Source organism: Streptomyces sp. JLSY215 (assembly GCF_059682825.1).
Map to the genome: position 1 here is coordinate 753,668 of NZ_CM185022.1, position 18,902 is coordinate 772,569.

15 protein-coding genes are annotated in these 18,902 nt (G+C 70.3%); 9 read left to right on the top strand and 6 right to left on the bottom strand.

Going from position 1 to position 18,902, the window contains the following annotated elements; all coding sequences use genetic code 11:
• The first annotated feature begins 2 nt into the window (after positions 1-2).
• From AC5677_RS03305 to AC5677_RS03320, 4 genes are all read left to right on the top strand, one after another.
• A complete protein-coding gene (locus AC5677_RS03305; RefSeq protein WP_497193485.1) occupies positions 3-1,043 on the top strand; it encodes an ABC transporter permease in 1,041 nt (346 codons plus the stop codon).
• A 64-nt stretch (positions 1,044-1,107) separates the two neighbouring features.
• Entirely contained in the window at positions 1,108-3,246 is a 2,139-nt protein-coding gene (locus tag AC5677_RS03310; RefSeq protein ID WP_497193486.1) for an ABC transporter ATP-binding protein, read from the top strand.
• Positions 3,218-5,047 carry an ABC transporter family substrate-binding protein gene (locus tag AC5677_RS03315; RefSeq protein WP_497193487.1) on the top strand — a complete coding sequence of 610 codons (1,830 nt, stop codon included), beginning with the start codon at positions 3,218-3,220 and terminating at the stop codon, positions 5,045-5,047. The genes AC5677_RS03310 and AC5677_RS03315 overlap by 29 nt, the downstream gene beginning before the upstream one ends.
• Before the next feature lie 525 nt (positions 5,048-5,572).
• Positions 5,573-6,322 carry a hypothetical protein gene (locus AC5677_RS03320; RefSeq protein ID WP_497193488.1) on the top strand — a complete coding sequence of 250 codons (750 nt, stop codon included), beginning with the start codon at positions 5,573-5,575 and terminating at the stop codon, positions 6,320-6,322.
• Here AC5677_RS03320 and AC5677_RS03325 read toward each other — a convergent pair.
• From AC5677_RS03325 to AC5677_RS03350, 6 genes are all read right to left on the bottom strand, one after another.
• Positions 6,306-6,791, bottom strand: coding sequence for an ATP-binding protein (locus AC5677_RS03325; RefSeq protein ID WP_497193489.1), 486 nt, complete (start codon positions 6,789-6,791; stop codon positions 6,306-6,308). The genes AC5677_RS03320 and AC5677_RS03325 overlap by 17 nt on opposite strands.
• Positions 6,792-7,071: 280 nt before the next feature.
• Complete coding sequence (locus tag AC5677_RS03330) at positions 7,072-7,944, bottom strand: carbohydrate ABC transporter permease (RefSeq protein WP_497193490.1); 873 nt, start codon at positions 7,942-7,944, stop codon at positions 7,072-7,074.
• Complete coding sequence (locus tag AC5677_RS03335; RefSeq protein WP_497193491.1) at positions 7,941-8,903, bottom strand: carbohydrate ABC transporter permease; 963 nt, start codon at positions 8,901-8,903, stop codon at positions 7,941-7,943. Before AC5677_RS03335 ends, AC5677_RS03330 begins: the two co-directional genes overlap by 4 nt.
• Positions 8,890-10,230 carry an ABC transporter substrate-binding protein gene (locus AC5677_RS03340; protein ID WP_497196494.1) on the bottom strand — a complete coding sequence of 447 codons (1,341 nt, stop codon included), beginning with the start codon at positions 10,228-10,230 and terminating at the stop codon, positions 8,890-8,892. Before AC5677_RS03340 ends, AC5677_RS03335 begins: the two co-directional genes overlap by 14 nt.
• A gap of 178 nt (positions 10,231-10,408) precedes the next feature.
• Positions 10,409-11,359, bottom strand: coding sequence for a sugar-binding transcriptional regulator (locus tag AC5677_RS03345; RefSeq protein WP_497193492.1), 951 nt, complete (start codon positions 11,357-11,359; stop codon positions 10,409-10,411).
• Between the two features lie 123 nt (positions 11,360-11,482).
• Positions 11,483-12,829 (bottom strand): MFS transporter, encoded by a 1,347-nt coding sequence (locus AC5677_RS03350; protein WP_497193493.1) that lies wholly within the window; start codon positions 12,827-12,829, stop codon positions 11,483-11,485.
• 155 nt (positions 12,830-12,984) lie between these two features.
• On the opposite strand from AC5677_RS03350, the gene AC5677_RS03355 reads away from it, so the two are divergent.
• The 5 genes from AC5677_RS03355 (at position 12,985) to AC5677_RS03375 (ending at position 18,814) form a co-directional block, all read left to right on the top strand.
• Positions 12,985-13,776: a DeoR/GlpR family DNA-binding transcription regulator gene (locus AC5677_RS03355; RefSeq protein ID WP_497193494.1), complete on the top strand. Its 792-nt coding sequence runs from the start codon at positions 12,985-12,987 to the stop codon at positions 13,774-13,776.
• A gap of 63 nt (positions 13,777-13,839) precedes the next feature.
• Complete coding sequence (locus AC5677_RS03360; protein ID WP_497193495.1) at positions 13,840-14,838, top strand: zinc-dependent alcohol dehydrogenase family protein; 999 nt, start codon at positions 13,840-13,842, stop codon at positions 14,836-14,838.
• 49 nt (positions 14,839-14,887) lie between these two features.
• The gene (gene xylB / locus AC5677_RS03365; protein ID WP_497193496.1) at positions 14,888-16,291 is read left to right on the top strand and encodes a xylulokinase; all 1,404 of its coding nucleotides are present in this window, start codon (positions 14,888-14,890) and stop codon (positions 16,289-16,291) included.
• Between the two features lie 149 nt (positions 16,292-16,440).
• Positions 16,441-17,664, top strand: coding sequence for a chitinase (locus AC5677_RS03370; protein WP_497193497.1), 1,224 nt, complete (start codon positions 16,441-16,443; stop codon positions 17,662-17,664).
• Between the two features lie 190 nt (positions 17,665-17,854).
• Positions 17,855-18,814: an ornithine cyclodeaminase family protein gene (locus tag AC5677_RS03375; protein WP_497193498.1), complete on the top strand. Its 960-nt coding sequence runs from the start codon at positions 17,855-17,857 to the stop codon at positions 18,812-18,814.
• The last annotated feature ends 88 nt before the right edge of the window (positions 18,815-18,902 follow it).

Sequence of the window (18,902 nt, forward strand, 5' to 3'; positions counted from 1 at the left end):
CGATGAGCGTCCAGCTGCCCCCTGCCACCGAACCCGCCCCCGGCCCCATCCCGGCCGATGCTGCGGAAGACCGTCCCGAGAAGGGCCGTACCTCACGTCTGCGGCTGACCGTCCGCCGCTTCGCCCGTAACCGCCTGGCGCTGTTCGGGCTGTTCCTCCTCGTGCTGCTGTTCCTCGGCGCCTACGTCGGCCCGTTGTTCACCAAGTGGGACTACCAGCAGCACGACTACATGAACTTCCTCGCCGACCCCTCCGGGGAGCACTGGTGGGGCACCACGCAGGGCGGCGTCGACCTCTTCTCGCTCACCATGCGCGGTCTGCAGAAGTCGCTGATCATCGGCCTGCTGGTCGGTGTCATCTCCACGTTCCTGGCCGCCACCGTCGGCGCCTTCGCCGCGTATTTCGGCGGCTGGGCCGACCGGGTGCTGATGTGGATCGTCGACCTGCTGCTGGTGATGCCCTCGTTCCTGATCATCGCCGTGCTGTCGCCCGCGTTCCGCGGCGCCACCTGGCTGATCTTCGTGGTCCTGCTCGGCGCCTTCAGCTGGATGATCACCGGCCGCGTCGTACGGTCCATGACCTTCACCCTCAAGGACCGCGAGTTCGTCAAGGCCGCCAAGTACATGGGCGTGCCCGCGCCGGTCATCATCTTCCGGCACATCCTGCCGAGCATGGCCTCGATGCTGATCATCGATACGGTGATCCAGGTCGGCGCCGCGGTCATCGGCGAAAGCAGCCTGTCGTACTTCGGATTCGGCGTGCAGGCCCCCGATGTCTCCCTCGGCACGGTCATCGCCGACAACACCACCAACGCCACCACCTACCCCTGGCTGTTCTTCTTCCCGGCCGGCTGTCTGGTGCTGATCGGCGTCTCCATCTCCTTCATCGGCGACGGTCTGCGGGACGCGCTCGACCCCAACGCGACGGGCGCGAAGGCGCGTTCGCCCCGTAAGAAGAAGCGGCTGAAGCAGCAGCGGCCGTCCGCGGCCGCGGCGGTTCCGGCACCGGCGGCCACCGCGGACGGTCCGGGCGCCGCCTCGTGAAGCGTGCCGTCCCCACCCCACACCACCACTCCGCGCACGGCGCACCCCAGGAAGGACCCCGACGGTGACCGAGACCAGCCCGGCCCAGCCCACCGAGGCCCTCGACGCGACACAGCCCGTCCTCGACGTCCGCGACCTGACGGTCTCCTTCCCGAGCGAAGCGGGTGAGGTGCACGCCGTACGCGGCGTCTCCTACGCCGTGCGTCCCGGCGAGGTCCTCGGCATCGTCGGTGAGTCCGGCTCCGGCAAGTCCGTCTCCTCCATGGCCGTCCTCGGACTGCTCCCCGAGAGCGCCGAGGTCTCCGGGTCCGCCAAGCTCGCCGGACGCGAACTCCTCGGCCTCGGCGATGCCGCGCTGTCGAAGATCCGCGGCAAGGACATCGGCATGGTCTTCCAGGACCCGCTGTCCGCCCTGACCCCCGTCTACTCCGTCGGCGACCAGATCATCGAGGCCATCCAGGTCCACCAGTCGCTGGACAAGGCGGTCGCCCGCAAGCGGGCCATCGACCTCCTCGACGTGGTCGGCATCCCCGACTCGAAGCGCCGGGTGGACGCGTTCCCGCACGAGTTCTCCGGCGGTATGCGGCAGCGCGCGATGATCGCCATGGCCATCGCCAACGACCCCAAGGTCATCATCGCCGACGAGCCCACCACCGCCCTCGACGTGACCATCCAGGCCCAGGTCCTGGAGGTGCTCAAGACCGCCCAGGAGGTCACCGGAGCCGCCATCGTCATGATCACCCATGACCTCGGCGTCATCGCCGGCTTCGCCGACCGGGTGCAGGTCATGTACGCGGGCCGGCCGGTCGAGGCGGGACCGGTGGACGACGTGTACTACACGCCGCGGATGCCGTACACCATCGGCCTGCTGGGCGCGATCCCCCGGCTGGACGAGGTGCGCGCGGAAGGCACCGCGCGCCGCGCCCTGACGCCCATCGACGGGAATCCGCCCAAGATGGTCGACCTGGCGCCCGGCTGCCCGTTCGCGCCGCGCTGCCCCATCGCGATCGACCAATGCCGCACGCAGGAACCGGAGTTGACGGTCGCCGAGGGCGGCGACCACCCCACCGCCTGCCACCGCGCGCACGAGATCGGCGCCGGGCTCGACCGTGATGCGGTGTATCCGCTGCCGGTCCTGCCGGAGGCCGCCGAGGTCGAGCGGCTGCCGCGTGCGGAGCGCGCCACCGTCCTCGAACTCGACGGTCTCATCAAGCACTTCCCGCTCACCAAGGGCGCGATCGTCAAGCGCACGGTCGGCACCGTCCGGGCCGTGGACGGCATCAGCTTCGACATCCGCGAGGGCGAAACGCTCGGCCTGGTCGGCGAGTCCGGCTGCGGCAAGACCACCACCCTGCTGGAGATCCTCGACCTGCCCAGCGGCCAGGCCGGCACCGTCACCGTCTTCGGCAAGGACATCCGCGGCCTGCGCCGGGCGGACCGCAAGGGGCTCCGCCGCGATATGCAGATCGTCTTCCAGGATCCGATGGCGGCGCTCGACGCCCGGATGCCGGTCGGCGACATCCTCGCCGAGCCGCTGAAGACCCACGGCTGGGACAAGGCGCGGATCGCCGCCCGGATCCCCGAACTCCTCGACATGGTCGGCCTGGAGCCCGAGCACGCCGACCGCTACCCGCAGGAGTTCTCCGGCGGCCAGCGCCAGCGCATCTCCATCGCCCGCGCGCTCGCACTGGAACCCAAGCTGGTCATCCTCGACGAGCCGGTCTCCGCCCTCGACGTCTCCATCCAGGCGGGCGTCCTCAACCTCCTCGACGAGCTCAAGACGCGCCTGGGGCTCAGCTATCTCTTCGTCGCCCACGACCTGTCCGTCGTACGGCACATCGCCGACCGCATCGCGGTCATGTACCTCGGCCGGATCGTGGAGCTCGGCGCGGCCGACGACGTCTTCGCCGCGCCCTCGCATCCGTACACGCAGGCGCTACTGTCCGCGGTCCCGCTGCCCGATCCGCGCAAGGAGCGCGAGCGCAGCCGGATTCTGCTCAGCGGCGATCTGCCCAGCCCGGCGGACGTACCGTCCGGCTGCCGGTTCGCGGGACGCTGCCCGAAGTACGCCGGGCTCGGCGAAAGCCAGCAGGCCCGCTGCCGGGACGAGGACCCCGCCACGGCCGTCCTCGGACCGGACCACACCGCGGCCTGCCATTACGCGGCGGCGGTCGATGTCGTCGAGCCGGCGGCAGCGCAGTGATGCGCCGCCGCATCGGCTCGGCATCGCACTGATCCGCCCGGACGCCTGCTCCACCCCACACACCGGTGGCCGGCACAGCACGGCCACCCAGGAAGAGGAACTCGTGAAGGTCTCCCGATATCCACTCGCCCTCGTCGCCACGCTCGCCGTGTCGTCGCTCGCGCTGACCGCCTGCGGCGGCTCCGACAGTGACGAAGCGGAGCAGAAGGCCCCGCAGAAGTCGACCTCCATCAACATCAAGGCGACCGACCCCGCGAAGCTCAAGCAGGGCGGGACGATGAACTGGGCTATCACCACGTTCGCCACGCAGTGGAACATCGTCGAGATCGACGGTCTCCAGGCCGGCCCCACCGAGGTGATGAAGTCCCTCATGCCGAGCTTCTGGAACTCGCAGGCGGACGGCGAGCAGCTCCCGAACAAGCCGTTCCTGCTGGACGCCTCGACCAAGACCGTCAAGGGCAAGCAGGTCGTCACCTGGCACCTGAACCCCAAGGCCAAGTGGTCCGACGGCACGCCGATCACCTGGAAGGACGTCGCCGCCAACACCCGTGCCCTGGACGGGCACGACAAGGCGTACAAGGTGACCTCCACCGTCGGCTTCGACCAGGTGGCGGATGTCAAGAAGGGCAAGGACGACTACGAGGCCGTCATGACCTTCGCCAAGCCGTTCGCGGACTGGAAGGGCATGTTCAACTCGGCGGCCAACCAGCCGCTCTACCCGGCGAAGTACGTCTCCGACGCCAAGGCCTTCAACACCGCCTACGTCAACAAGATCCCGGTCACCGGCAACGCCTTCAAGGTGGGCACCATCGACAAGTCCGCCAAGACGGTCACCGTGGTGGCCGACCCGAAGTGGTGGGGCGACAAGCCCAAGCTGGACAAGATCGTCTTCCATGCGATGGACCAGGCCTCGATGCCGGGCGCCTTCGCCAACGGCGAGGTCGACTACTTCGACGTCGGCGGCGACGCCTCCGCCTACAAGCAGGCGTCCAAGGTGGCGGCCGGTGAGATCCGGGAAGCGGGCGGCCCCAACTACCGCCAGATCACGTTCAACGGCCAGAGCGCCAAGCTGAAGGACCCCAAGGTCCGCCACGCGCTCTTCATGGCCACCGACCGCGAGACGATCGCCAAGTCGGACCTCAAGGGCCTGGGCTGGAAGCCCTCCGTCAAGAACAACAACTTCCTGAACGCCAACCAGAAGGGGTACCAGGACAACTCGGGCAAGCTCGGTAAGTACGACCCGAAGGCGGCCGGGAAGCTGCTGGACGAGGCGGGCTGGAAGCTCAGCGGCAAGATCCGTAAGAAGGGCGGCCAGGAGCTGTCGCTGCGGTTCGTCATCCCGTCCGGCACCCCCGCGTCCACCAACGAGGGGTCGATGCTGACGCAGATGTACCAGCAGGTCGGCGTGAAGCTGCAGGTCCAGACGGTGCCCAGCAACGACTTCTTCGACAAGTACATCACCCCGGGCGACTTCGACATCACGCCCTACACCCTGCTCGGCACCCCGTTCCCCGCGAGCGGTTCGACCAACGTCTACGCCGTCAAGGGCGGAAACAACTACGCGAAGGTCGGCAGCAAGAAGCTGGATGACCTCATGTACGCCGCAAGCACCAACGCCGCCGACCCGGCCGGCGCGCTCAAGCAGACCAACCAGGCCGACGTCGAGGCCTGGCAGATCGCCGGCGTCCTGCCGCTCTACCAGCGCCCCGACATCGCGGCCGTCAACAAGAAGCTCGCCAACATGGGCGCCCTCGGCATGACCGAGCACCCGGTCTACGAGCACATGGGCTTCCTCAAGTAGCCCACTGAGCGGCACACACCGCGAAGGGCCGGACTCCTACCGACGGGTCCGGCCCTTTGCGTGGGCCACCTCCGCTCGGCGCTTCCCCCACCGCGGGTGGAACGGTGTGACTCCGCTGTGACTCCGCTCACCGGCCGGACGACGGATCCCCGGCGCTGCCTCATGGTGTGCGCGCGGCGCAATGACACCTTGTCAGAGCCGCACTGGAGTCAAGGGTCCGGCCGCCGGAGCCTGTACCCATGACGACAACGACGGCAGATGTCCTGGCCGTGGTGAGCCAGAGCGGCCCCACGGTCACCTTCTTCGACGCGGCGACGTACGACCGCCTGGGTGCGGTGACCGTACCGAGCCAGCCCCATGAGCTGTGCTACGACCCGGCGCGGCGGCTGCTCTACGCCACCGTGACCTACCGCTCCGGCTCCTACCACGCCAACAGCGGCCGGGCGCACGAGCTGGTGGATCGACCCGGACGCGCGGCGCCTGGTCGACACCGTCGACCTCTCCCCCGAGTGCGCGCCGCACGGGATGGCCCTGGACCCGTCGGGGGAACTGCTGTGGGTCAGCGTGGAGGCGCACGGGAACGAGGCGGGTGCCCTGGTGGCGCTGGACGCCGCGTCCCGCACCGTGGTGCGCCGGGTGCCGGTCGGCGCTCATGGCCCGCACTGGTTCGTGCTGACCCCGGACGGCCGCCGCGCCTACACCGCGAACAAGGAAGCGCCGTTCGTCTCGGTCGTGGACCTGGTGTCGGGTACGGTCACCGACCGCATCGCGGTGCCGGGCAGCGAGGGCATCGCGATCTCAGCTGACGGCCGGTGGGTGTATGTGGCGACCCCGCCGGGGGACTTCGCGGCCGGTCCGGGCCGGGAGCACGGCGTGCGGGTCATCGACACGGCGACCGGTGCGATCGTGCGGACGCTGCCGGCCGAGGGCACGCTCTTCCCCGTTCACGTCACGGCGACCGGTCTCGTCCTGACGGGCGAACTGCGCACGGCCACGGACAGCGCGGCGCCGGGCCGACAGGCCCCCGGGCTGCTGTATGTCCACGGCCAGGACGGCGACGCGCCACTGGGCCGGATCCCGGTGGGCGCCTTCCCCCTGACGATCATTTCCTCCCCGGACGGCAGGTACGGCTATGTCGCCGCCGGGATTGCCGGCACCGTGACCGTGGTGGACCTGGAGCGACTGGAGACGGTGACCACGCTGGACGTACCGAAGTCCGGCGAATCGGGTGCCCATGGAATGGCCTATGTGCCGGGTCTCAGGCCAGTGGCGTGAGTCCCCCGCGGCCAGGGCGCGCGAGGGTCGCGCGGACCCACTTGCCGCCACCAGGATCCACGCCGCAGGTCCAGGTCTCGGCAAGCGCCGCGATGATCGCCATCCCGCGTCCGCAGTCCTCTTCCCGGCCGGCCGTGCGCTGGACGGGCAGGACCGCGGACGCGTCGTGCACCTCGATGCACAGCGCGTCGGATTCCAGGACCAGCCTGAGAGCGATCACGGAATCCGGCCCCCGACCGCCGCCGCATTCGGCCGGCGGTCGTGCTCCATGGCGGATGGCGTTGGTGACCAGCTCGCAGACGACCAGCACGGCCGCTTCGGTGGTCTCTTCGCTCTCGCCCCACCGTCGCAATGACTCCGCGGTAAAGGTCCGCGCTTGCCGGGCGGAGCGCAGGACTGCCGGCAACGTGAGCGAGACAGCAGCCATTTCGACATCACAAGGGATGGCGAGTTCAGCCACAGCAGTCATTTGCTTAACCCTTCAAGCGGGCAAGTGCGTCATCGGCACGGCCATCAGTACGGGCATCAGAACGGTCACCAGAACGGCCGCTTCTGCATTATTTGCTCAAGTGAGCGCATACAGCTCATATATGCAATTTCCCTTCCATTAAAGATCCGTGGAAAGCGATGTCAATGGTTCGGGGACCCCCATTTCAAACATGAGCAAATGGCGCTCAGACGAGCAATTCGCCTCGTTCTTCGTCACGGTGCGCAGCTGACCGATGGTGTCCGGTAAGGCGCCCGACTGCTCATTTCACGGCTCCGAGGGAGAGGCCCTGGACGAGCTTGTCCTGGGCGGCGAATCCGGCGATGAGCACCGGGAGGGAGATGACGGTGGCGGCGGCGCACACCTTGGCCAGGAACAGGCCCTGGCTGGTGACGAAGCCGGTCAGGAACACCGGTGACGTACCGGCGACGACGCCGGTCAGGACCCGGGCGAACAGCAGCTCGTTCCAGCTGAAGATGAAGGAGATCAGGGCCGTGGCGGCGATGCCCGGCATGGCGACCGGCGCGACGATCCGGGTCAGGGTGGTGGTCAGTCCCGCACCGTCGATCGAGGCGGCCTCCAGCATCTCCACCGGGACCTCGGCGAGGAACGAGCGCATCATCCACACCGCGATCGGCAGGTTCATCGAGGTGTAGAGGATGACCAGCAGCCAGATGTTGTCGAGCATCCCGGTGTTCTGCGCGACGAGGTAGATCGGCAGCAGCCCGGCGACCAGCGGCAGCATCTTCGTGGAGAGGAAGAAGAACAGGACGTCGCTCCACTTGCGGACCGGCTTGATGGAGAGGGCGTACGCCGCCGGTACGGCCAGCAGCAGGACGAGGAGGGTGGAGGCCACCGACGCGGTCAGCGAATTGATCAGCGGTGGCCAGGGGCTGACGCCGGTGCCCTCGCCGAAGAACTCCCGGTAGCCGTGCAGGCTGAGCCCGGCACCGAGGCTGGGCGGGTTGGTCGCCGCGTCCGTCTCGCTGTGGAAGGACGTCAGCACCATCCACGCCACCGGCACGAAGAAGAGCAGACCGCACAGCCACGCGAGCAGGCCCAGGTACGCGCTCCGGCGACGTCGGCGGCGGGCGGGAACGGGAAGCCGGTGTGCGGCACGCGGCGCGCCGGTCATCGGGGGCCCTCCTCGCGGAGCAGGGACGAGACGGTGCGCAGCGCGAGGGTGGCCACGAGCAGGGAGCCGATCAGCACGACGACGCCCTGCGCGGAGGCCCGTCCGTAGTCGTGGGCCTGGTAGAAGGTCTGGTAGATGGCGTAGGGGAGGTTGGCCGTGCCCAGGCCGCCGGAGGTGATGGTGAAGACCGCGTCGAAGTTCTGGATGATGAAGATGGTCCCGAGCAGGGCGGCCAGTTCCAGGTAGCGGCGCAGGTGGGGCAGGGTCAGATAGCGGAAGATGTCGAAGGCGGAGGCGCCGTCCACCCGCGCGGCCTCGACGATGTCGGCGGGCCGGCTCTGCAGCCCGGCCAGCAGGATCAGCATCATGAACGGTGTCCACTGCCAGATCAGCGCCACCTCCACGGCGGCGAGCGGAGCGCCGGTCAACCAGTCCGGCTGCGGTGGGTCGTCGCTTCCGAACAGGCTCCACAGCCAGGTCAGTGAGCCGTTGAGCAGTCCGTAAGAGGCGTTGAACAGGGCGTGCTTCCACAGCAGCGCCGCGGCGACCGGGACGACGAGGAACGGGGTGATGAGCATCGTGCGGACGATGCCGCGGCCGCGGAAGCTGCGGTCCAGCAGCAGCGCGAGGCCGAGCCCCAGCAGCAGGCTGACCAGCACCACGGTCACCGTCAGCAGCACCGTGGTCCACACCGCGTTGCGCAGCACGGGGTCGGTGAAGACGGCCCGGTAGTTGCCGAAGCCGGCGAAGCCGCGGTTGTCCGGGGCCAGTGCGTTCCAGCGCAGGAGGGAGATCGCCACCGTCGCCACGAACGGCAGCTGGGTGACGACGACGAGGAAGACCAGGGCGGGCAGCAGGGGCGCGCGGCGGGCGCGCGCTCTGGCCCGGTCCAGGGCCGGGCGGCGGCGGGTGCGGGAGGTTCCGTGGGGGCCGTGCCGCGCTGCGTCAGTTGCCTCCATAGGCGCGGGCCACCTCCCGCGCCAGTCGCTGGCCGTGACGGAGGGCGGCGGGCACGCTCTGCTTGCCCGCGATGGCCGAGCTGATCTCGTGGGAGACCTTGGTGCCGAGGTCGGCGAACTCGGGGATGCCCACGAACTGGATCCCGGGCGCGGGGCGGGGCTGGAGCCCCGGGTCGTCGGGCCGGGCCGAGCTGATCGCCCGCTCGGTCGGGCCGGCGAAGGCACGGGCGGACCGGATGTACTGGGGGTTGCGGTAGAGGGAGGCCCGCTTGCCGCCGGGCACCTTCGACCAGCCCAGGGTGCGGCCCACCAGCTGCTCGTACTCCTGGCTGGAGGCCCAGCTGATGAACTTCCACGCCGCGTCCTGGTTCTTACCGGCCTTCTGCACGCCCCATGCCCAGGTGTACAGCCAGCCCGAGTTGGCGGTCCGCTCCACCGGAGCCGGTGCGTAGCCGACCTTCCCGGCGACCTTGGAGTCGGAGCCCTCCAGCGAGCCGGCGCCGGCCGTCGCGTCGTACCACATGGCGACCTTGCCCTGCTGCATGTCGTTGAGGCACTCGGTGTAGCCGGCCTGCGGCGCGCCCGCCTCCCCGTGCCTGCGGACCAGATCGACATAGAACTCGGTGGCTTTGGTGAACTCCGGGCTGTCCACCTCGGCGTGCCAGTCCTTGGTGAACCAGGTACCGCCGAAGGTGTTGACCACGGTCGTCAGCGGGGCGATCAGCTGGCCCCAACCGGGCTGCCCGCGCAGGCAGATCCCCTTCATGCCCTTGCGGAAGCCGTCCAGCTTCCCGGCCATGGAGGCCACCTGCCGCCAGGTGGGCCGGGCGGGCATGCTCAGCCCGGCCGCCTGGAACAGGTCCTTGCGGTACATCAGGAACGACGATTCGCCGTAGAACGGCTCCGCGTACACCTTCCCGTCGGCGGCCGTGAGGGACTTGCGGACCGGGGCCAGGATGTCGCCCTGGTCGAACGAGCGGTCCTTGGCGGCACGCGTACCCAGCTCGGTCAGCCAGCCGTTGCGGGCGTAGATCGGCGTCTCGTAGTTGCTCACGCTCGCCACGTCGTACTGCCCGGCCTGACTGGAGAAGTCCTGGCTCATCTTGTCGCGCAGATCGTCCTCCGGCAGCACGGTGAAGTTCACCTTGATGCCGGTCTCCTTGGTGAAGTGCGCGGCGGTGAACTTCTGCAGATCCACCATCTGCGGGTTGTTGACCATCAGTACGTTGATGGTGTCGCGGCCGCGGTTGCCGACATCGCCGGCGCCCCGATAGCAGCCGCCGGCCGCCACCACCACGGCCAGGACCACGGCCGTCGCCCCGGCCACGCGCCCGGCGTCGCTCCGGCCCGTCCCTCCACGGCGTCGTGCTCTCACGGCTGGCACCTTTCACCCCACCCGCGGCGACAATGCGGGAATCGCTCCGCAATCCCACCAACGGAGCAAGACCCCGCGCCCAGGGACGCAGCATTGCCGATTCCCTGCCGTGACCCGTCGGGCCGAACACCTAGAGCAGGCTCGCGGCAACCCTGGCGTCGGTGACCACGCCGTTGAAGAGGCCGGTCTTCAGCGCCGCCGAGGCGGCGGTGGCCCGTTCGATGCCGTCGGCCATGAGAATGACGTCGGGGACCTTGCGCAGCTCGTCGAAGCTGATGGCGATGATCCGTTCCGTCAGTTCGGGGACGATGTCGCGTCCCTCGGCGTCGAGCGGCCGGCCGGCGACCTCGGCGCATACGCCGCGGCGCCGGTAGTCCTCCCGTTCGGCGTCGCTGAGCGCGTCGTAGACCGTGGAGAGCCCCGGGCCCCAGCCACCGACCGTGACGACGGCCTTGGTCACCTCGCCGAAGCGGCGGACCGCGTCGACGACGCCGGGCTGCTCGCGCAGCATCCGGGCCGCCGTGGCATCGGGCAGCAGCAGGGGCGCGTAGATGGGGTGGACCGCGCCCCTCGCTATGGTGGCGGCCCGTCGCACCGCCTCCACGGCGGTCACGCTGACGGGCCGCAGCGGGGTGACTCCGCAGAGCTGGACGACGGTGCACCGGGCGAGCGTGGTCAGTTCGAGGCCGACGGCTTCGACCTCGGGGCCCCAGACGAGCCCGAGGACGTCGTTCTCGGTGACGATCTCGGCCAGCAGATCGGCGGTGACCGCGCCGAGGCGGCGGGTGGCCTGGACCGTGTCGTCCGGGACCTCCTGCCGTGCGGCGATGACGATGGCGTGCCGCAGGCCGTAGCGCGTGCGCAGGGCGTCGGAGAGACCGGCGTCGAGTTCGGCGGGCAGGCGTATCTCCAGGCGGATCAAGCCGTCCCGGAGGGCGGACTCCAGCGTCCTGGCCACCTTGAACCGGCTGATGCCGAACTCCTCCGCGATCTCCATCTTGGATTTGCCTTCGAGGTAGAACCTCGTGGCCATCGCGGCGGTCTGCACCAGGTATTCGGGGCCGGTGTGGTGGGTGCGCATATACAGCCCTGGCCTTTCTGGCTACCGCGCTCGGCGCTCGAATGAGCCATTGAGGCTCATATGCACCTTTTTCCCTATTAAAGCCCTCCGGAGAGCGCTGTCAACGCCCTCCGGAGAGCGCTGTCAACGCCCTCCGGAAGGCGCTGTCAACGCCCCCGCTTCCTGCCGCTCCGCCCGACGCGCGACGGCATGCGCGCCGTCGCCCGTCCGCGGCTCGGGCGTCTTCATGCACAGCACGAGAACGGCGCTGAGCAGATGCAGGGCGGCATAGATCCCCATGACTCCCCCCATGCCGATCACACCGATGAAGACCGTGCCGATGAGCGGACCGAAGGCCATGCTGGCGCCGGCGCCCAGGGTGTACGCCGACATGATCTGCCCCTTGCGTTCCGGATCCTGCGAGGTCATGAGCGGCGGCAGGGGAACGTATCCGGCCATGCCGACGCCCAGCGCGCCCGCGGCGATCGCGACGAGCAGGTAGTGATGTCCTGCAGCCTCGGGCACGCCGTACAGCGCCAGACAGGCGATCGCGGAGACCACGCCGCCGAGCCAGGCGACGGTCTTGCGCCGGCTCCACCTGTCACCGAGCGCACCGAAGGTCACGACGCAGGCGAGGTTGCTCACCATCATCACGATCAGCAGCGAGGCCCACTCCTGTGCGCTGAAGCCGACCCGGTCGACGAGGAAGAGCGGCATGAAGACCCACACGCCGAACTGCGAGGTGGTGTTGATGAGCCGGACCAACGCCCCCATGCCGACGCGCGGCTTGGCGAACATGACGGTGAAACAGCCCAGGAAGGTACGCGAGGGACCGACCCGCTCCGGCCCCCTGGACAGGCCCTGGAATCCGGTGCGTTCGCGCAGCAGGAGGAGGACGACCAGAGCGCCCGCGACGATCACCGCCAGCGATACCCACAGCGTGCGGTAGAAGCCGATCGCGGGTTTGAGGAGCGAGACCAGAGCGGAGCCGATGACGGGGTATCCCATGGTGAAGCAGAACCAGAACCAGCCGAGCGCCTTGCCGAGCTGCCGTTCCGGGGCGCCCGCCATGATCCAGACCATGAATCCGTAGGCGAACAGCGGATACCCGAAGCCGCGCAGGCCGTAGCTGACGAGGATCAGCGGGTAGGAGTGGGCGGGCACCGCCACCGCGAGCAGGAAGGCATGGCAGACCGCCCAGCAGGCGGCGCCGGCCATCATCACCCGGCGCGGCCCCCACAGATCGCAGAGCCCGCCCGCCAGGAAGGCGCCCACGGCGGCGGTGACCCCGTACACCGTGAAGACGACGCCGACGCCCGCCTCCGTGAAGCCGAGGTCGGCCTTGAAGTACGTGGGCAGATAGCTGGTCTCCACACCGTCGCCGATCATGAAGAGCAGAACGCCGATATAGCCCCATATGAGGGCCCGGGGGATCCCGAGGACGGCGGGGCGGGGCGACGAGGGATCGCTCACTTGGGGTGTGCGCAGCACGGCGGGGACCTCCTGAGGGGCGGGCGTTTGCCCGCAGGTGGCCATCAGACTGAACAACCTCACAGAGAATTTCAAGAGCTTCACATAAAGTGTGTGATGTTCTAGGGTGAGAGCACGTCGGCGGACCGCCGCGGAAACGAACGGGGGTGCCCACAGTGAGAGCGAGTCGCGGCTCCGAGGCCGAGGTCGAGGAGCGCCGTCAGGCGGTGCTGCGCCATGTCGCCCAGGAGGGCGAGATACGCATCGCCGAACTCGCCGCGCGCATGCACGTCAGCGTGATGACCATGCACCGGGACCTCGACAACCTCCACGAGCGCCAGCTGCTGCGCAAGGGCCGCGGTGTGGCGACGGCCTTCTCCAACGTCGCCATGGAGAGTGCGCTGCGCTTCCGGGAGAACGCCCACGTCGAGCTGAAGACCGCCCTTGCGGACGCGCTCATGGACGAGGTCTCCCCGGGCGACACGGTGCTGGTCGACTGCGGCTCCACGCTCTTCCCGCTCGCCCGCCGGCTCGCCACCGTCGACGGGATCCGGGTGATCACCAACTCGCTGCGCATCGCCTACCTCCTGGCGGCGTCGCCCGCCGAGGTGACGCTGCTCGGCGACCGCTTCTACGAGGACTTCGAGTCCTGCGCCGGCCCGGGTACCCGGCGCCAGCTGCAGGACATCCGCGCCACCGTCGCCTTCGTCACCGCCACGTCGATAAGCGGCGGCCGGCTCTTCCACCCGGTGCGCGAATACGCGGACAACAAGCAGGCGTATCTCCAGGCCGCCGACCGCGCCGTACTGGCCGTCGACCACAGCAAGTTCGGCCGCACCGCCACCTATCCCTACGGCGATGTCAGCGGCTACGACCTGCTGGTCACCGACACCGGCACCCCGGAGAGCGAACTCAGGCCCGTCCGCGACCTCGGCGTCGAGGTTCGCACCGTCGACCCCGCCGGCTGAACCGGCCCGAAGCCGGGCCCCCCGTCCCCGCACCCCCGCACCATCCGAGAAAGGCCCCGATCCATGCGTGCTGTCGTCATCCACACCCCCGGGCACTACGAGGTCACCACCGTCGATGACCCCACCCCGGGGCCCGGCGAGGTCATCGTCGCGCCCGCCGCGGTGGGCATCTGCGGCACCGATGTGCACATCGTCCAGGGGGAGTTCGCACCCACGCCGTATCCGATCATCCCCGGCCATGAGTTCACCGGCGAGATCGTCGCGCTGGGGGCGGGAGTGAGCGGGCTGCGCACCGGGGAGCAGGTCGCCGTCGACCCGTCACTGTTCTGCGGCGCGTGCCACTACTGCTCGATCGGGCACGGCAACCTGTGCGAGAACTGGGGCGCGATCGGCGACACCGTGGACGGTGCGATGGCCGAGTACGTCAAGGTGCCGGCCGCGAACTGCTACCGGCTGCCCGCGAACGTCGACGTCGCGCAGGGCACGCTGATCGAGCCGCTGTCGTGTGCGGTGCGCGGCTTCGACGTCCTGCCGCGCCGCCTCGGCGACCACTACCTCATCTACGGCGCGGGCACCATGGGCCTGATGATGCTCCAGCTCGCCAAGGCCGCCGGCGCGGCATCCCTTTCGGTCGTCGACATCAACAAGGACCGGCTGGAGATCGCCGAACGGCTCGGGGCGGACGCCGTCGCGGTGAGCGCCGAAGCGCTGGAGCGGCCGCAGGGCTGGGAGACCGTCATCGACTGCACCGGCGTCATCCCCGTCATCGAGGACGGCCTGACCCGGGTGCGCCGCGGCGGCACCTTCCAGCAGTTCGGCGTTGCGCCCTCGGCCGCCAAGGCGTCGTTCTCGCCGTTCCGCGTGTACAACGACGAGATCACCATCGTCGGTTCGATGGCCGTCCTGCACAGCTTCGGCCGCGCCGTGGACCTGATGGCGAAGGGGGTCATCGACGCCGACACGATGATCACCCACAGCTACGGACTGGACGGCTTCGGCGCCGCCCTGCAGACGTTCCGGGACGGCTCCGGCCGCAAGATCCAGCTCCGTCCCCAGGCCTGAACCCCCCTGCCCCTTCGTCTCGTTGCACGGAACCGGAAGCGACAACGTCATGCCCACAGTTGCCGGGGTGGACTCCTCCACCCAGTCCTGCAAGGTCGTCGTCTGCGACGCCGACACCGGGGAGGTCCTGCACCGGGGCCGCGCCGCCCATCCCGAGGGCACCGAGGTCGCCCCCGAGGCCTGGTGGCAGGCGCTCCGCGCAGCGGGCGACGGCCTCCTGGAGCACGTGGATGCCGTCGCGGTCGCGGGGCAGCAGCACGGCCTGGTGGCCCTCGATGCGGCCGGGCAGCCGGTGCGCGAGGCACTGCTGTGGAACGACACCCGCTCCGCGCAGGCCGCGGCGGACCTCGTCGACGAGCTCGGCGGGCCGGAGAAATGGGCCGAGGCGGTCGGCACCGTACCGGTCGCGGCCATCACCGTCGCCAAGCTGCGCTGGCTGGCCGAGCACGAGCCGCACCACGCGGACCGTACCGACCGGGTGCTGCTGCCGCACGACTGGCTGACCTGGCAGTTGTGCGGCGGCCCCGGTACGCGCGCCGAACCGGTCACCGACCGGGGGGACGCCTCCGGTACGGGCTACTGGTCACCGGCCGAGGGCGCCTACCGCCGCGATCTGATCACCCTCGCCTTCGGCGACCGCTCTCCCGAACTGCCCCGCGTACTCGGCCCGTACGAGGTGGCCGGCCGCACGCCGCACGGGGCCCTGGTGGCGGCCGGCACCGGCGACAACATGGGCGCCGCCCTGGGCCTGGGCCTCCAGCCGGGCGACGTGGTCATCTCCCTGGGAACCAGCGGCACCGCCTTCGCCGTCTCCCCGCACCCCGTGGGCGACCCGACCGGCGCCGTCGCCGGCTTCGCCGACGCCACCGGCCGCTTCCTGCCGCTGGTGTGCACCCTCAACGCCGCCCGGGTCCTCAGCTCCTCCGCCCGCATGCTCGGCATCGCGCTCGACGACCTCGACCCCCTGGCCCGGCAGGCCGAACCCGGCGCCGGCGGCCTCGTCCTGCTCCCCTATCTGGGCGGCGAGCGCACCCCCAATCTCCCCGAGGCCGCCGGGAGTCTGATGGGTATGCGCAAGGCGAACATGCACCCGCCGAACTTCGCCCGCGCGGCGGTCGAAGGCATGCTGTGCAACATGGCCGACGCCCTCGACCGGCTGCGCGCCCAGGACGTCAGCGCCCGGCGCGTCCTCATCATCGGCGGGGCCGCCAAGGCACCTGTGGTGGGCGAGATCGCCGCGGACATCTTCGGTACCCCGGTCACCGTGCCCGAACCCGAGGAGTACGTCGCGCTGGGCGCGGCCCGCCAGGCCGCCTGGGCGCTGGCGGGTACCCCCGAGCCGCCGCACTGGCCGCTCGCCACGGCGCGACGGATTCCGGTCCCCGCCGACGGCTCCACCGGCCGCCGCATCCGCGAGACCTACGCGCACGCCCGGGCGACGGTCCACGGGTAGGCGGCAGGCGCATCCGGCCGCGCCCACAATCCCCGCGCACGCGGCAAGGACACTTCGGTACTTGGTCCGGTCCAAAGTGTTGACGCATTCATGACGAGGGACCACTCTGTGGAGCGATTGGTCTGGACCACTCGCTCCTGGGAGGGCATGTGCCACCTCGCCACATCAGATCTCTCGCCGCCGCCGTCTCGGCGGCGTGTCTCGCGCTCGCGGCCGCCGGCACGGCTCTCGCCGTCGGCCACGGCACCGCCGCCGCGGCCCCGAAGGCCCTGGGCAGCAACTGGTACGCGGCGGCGCCCTATCTCATGCCGCTCGACAACGACCCGCCGGACGCCGGGGCCGTGATGGACGCCACCGGGCTCAAGGCGTTCCAGCTCGCGTTCATCCTGGCGCCGAACGGGGGCGGCTGTTCGCCGACCTGGGACGGGACGAACCCGGTGGGCTCGGACACCGCGGTCGCCGGCGTGATCGCCGCGATCCGCGCCAAGGGCGGCGACGTCTCCGCGTCCGTCGGCGGCTACGGCGGCACCAAGCTCGGACAGAGCTGCGCCACCCCCGAGGCGACGGCCGCCGCGTACCAGCAGGTCGTCGACAAGTACGGCCTCAAGGCGCTCGACTTCGACCTGGAGGAGCCGGAGTACGAGAACGCCGCCGCCATCCACAACGAAATCGGGGCCGCCAAGATCCTCCAGCAGAAGAACCCCGGCCTCTACCTCTCCGTCACCACCGCCGGGACCGCCGACGGCACCGGCTGGTTCGGCAAGCAGATGCTCAACGAGGCCAAGTCCCAGTCCTTCACCCCGGACAACTTCTCGATCATGCCCTTCGACGGCGGCTTCAACGGCGCCGCTGCGCAGACCGCGGCCCTGACGAACTTCAACTCCGTCCTGCGCTCCACCTACGGCTGGGACGAGGCCACCGCATACGCCCACGAGGGCATCTCGCAGATGAACGGCCGCAGCGACACCGGCGAGTACTTCACCCAGGCGGACTTCCAGACCGTGCTGGACTTCGCGACCGCCCACCACATGGCACGTTTCACGAACTGGTCCGTCAACCGTGACCGGCAGTGCTCCCCGCCCGACAACAACGGCCGGACGTCCGGCACCTGCAGCAGCGTGCCGCAGGGCGCGTACGACTTCACCAAGTACTCGGTGAAGTTCGCCGGGGCCACGCCGCCCACCACCCCGCCGCCCACCACACCGCCGGACAACGGCAGCTGCACCGCCGCCGCCTACCGCGCCGACGCCGTCTACGTGGGCGGCGACCGGGTCGCCTACAACGGCCACACCTGGCAGGCCAAATGGTGGACCCAGGGCGAGACGCCCTCCACCGGAGGCTCGGGAGTCTGGCAGGACCTGGGCGCCTGCTGACCGCGCGGGGAGAGCGCGGTCCGCGCGGGGAGAGCGCGGTCCGCGCGGGGAGAGCGCGGTCCGCGCGGCCGCCGTCCCCTCCCGGATACCGCGTTGCGGCGGGAGCACCGAGCTCCCGCCGCAACGCGGAACCCCACGAACCGCCCCCGCCGTCACGCTCCGGACGCCCCTCCCCCGTTAGCTTCGCACCATGACAGCGACGCGGATCATCAGCGAGACCGGCCTCCTGCACGCACTGCCGATGGCCGCGGCCATCGACGCGCTGCGCGCCGCCCTGCAAAGCGGGACGGACCCCGAATCCGACCCGCCCCGGACCATCGTGCCCGTGGAACACGGCCAGCTGCTCCTGATGCCCGCGCACCGGAACCGGTACGCGGGGGTCAAGATCGCCACCGTCGCGCCGGACAACCCGGCCGCCGGACTCCCCCGCGTACAGGGCCAGTACCTGCTGTTCGACGCCCCGACACTCGCCCCGCTGGCGCTGCTCGACGGGATCGCGCTGACCACCGTGCGCACCGCCGCGGTATCCGCCCTCGCCGCCGACCTGCTCGCCGGATCCGACGCCTGCCGTCTGGTGGTGTTCGGCACCGGCCCCCAGGCGCGCCGCCATCTGGACGCGCTGCGCGTGGTGCGGCCCGTCGCCCATGTCACCGTCGTGGGGCGCACTCCCGCGCACGTCGAGCGGTTCGTCGAAGCCGCCCGCCGGGACACCGGGCTCGACGTCGTATCCGGCGATCCGTCCGCCGTCGCGACCGCCGACCTCGTCGCCTGCTGCACCACCGCCAGGACCCCGCTGTTCGACGGCACCCTGCTCATGCCGCACGCCACGGTCATGGCCGTCGGATCCCACGAACGCGGCAGCCGCGAGGTCGACAGCGCCACCGTCCGCCGCAGCACGGTCGTGGTCGAGTCCCGCTCCGCCGCCGTACGCGAAGCCGGCGACCTCATCCCGGACCTGGACAGCGGCCGCCTCGACCGCGCCGCGCTGGTCCCGCTCGCCGACCTGGCCACCCGGGCCACCACCGCGGACCCGGCCCGCCCCCGGCTCTTCAAGAGCGTCGGCATGGCGTGGGAGGACCTCGCCGTGGCGGGCGCCGCGTACGAGGCCGTCGAGAACGGCCACACGGACCCGGCCGCGCACGGGGACTGAGCGGCGGACGCATCCGGACGAACCGCCTCGCTCCGGCCCACGGCCGCCCCGGCCAGGCGTCATGCCATGCTGGGGACGCCCGGCCGGC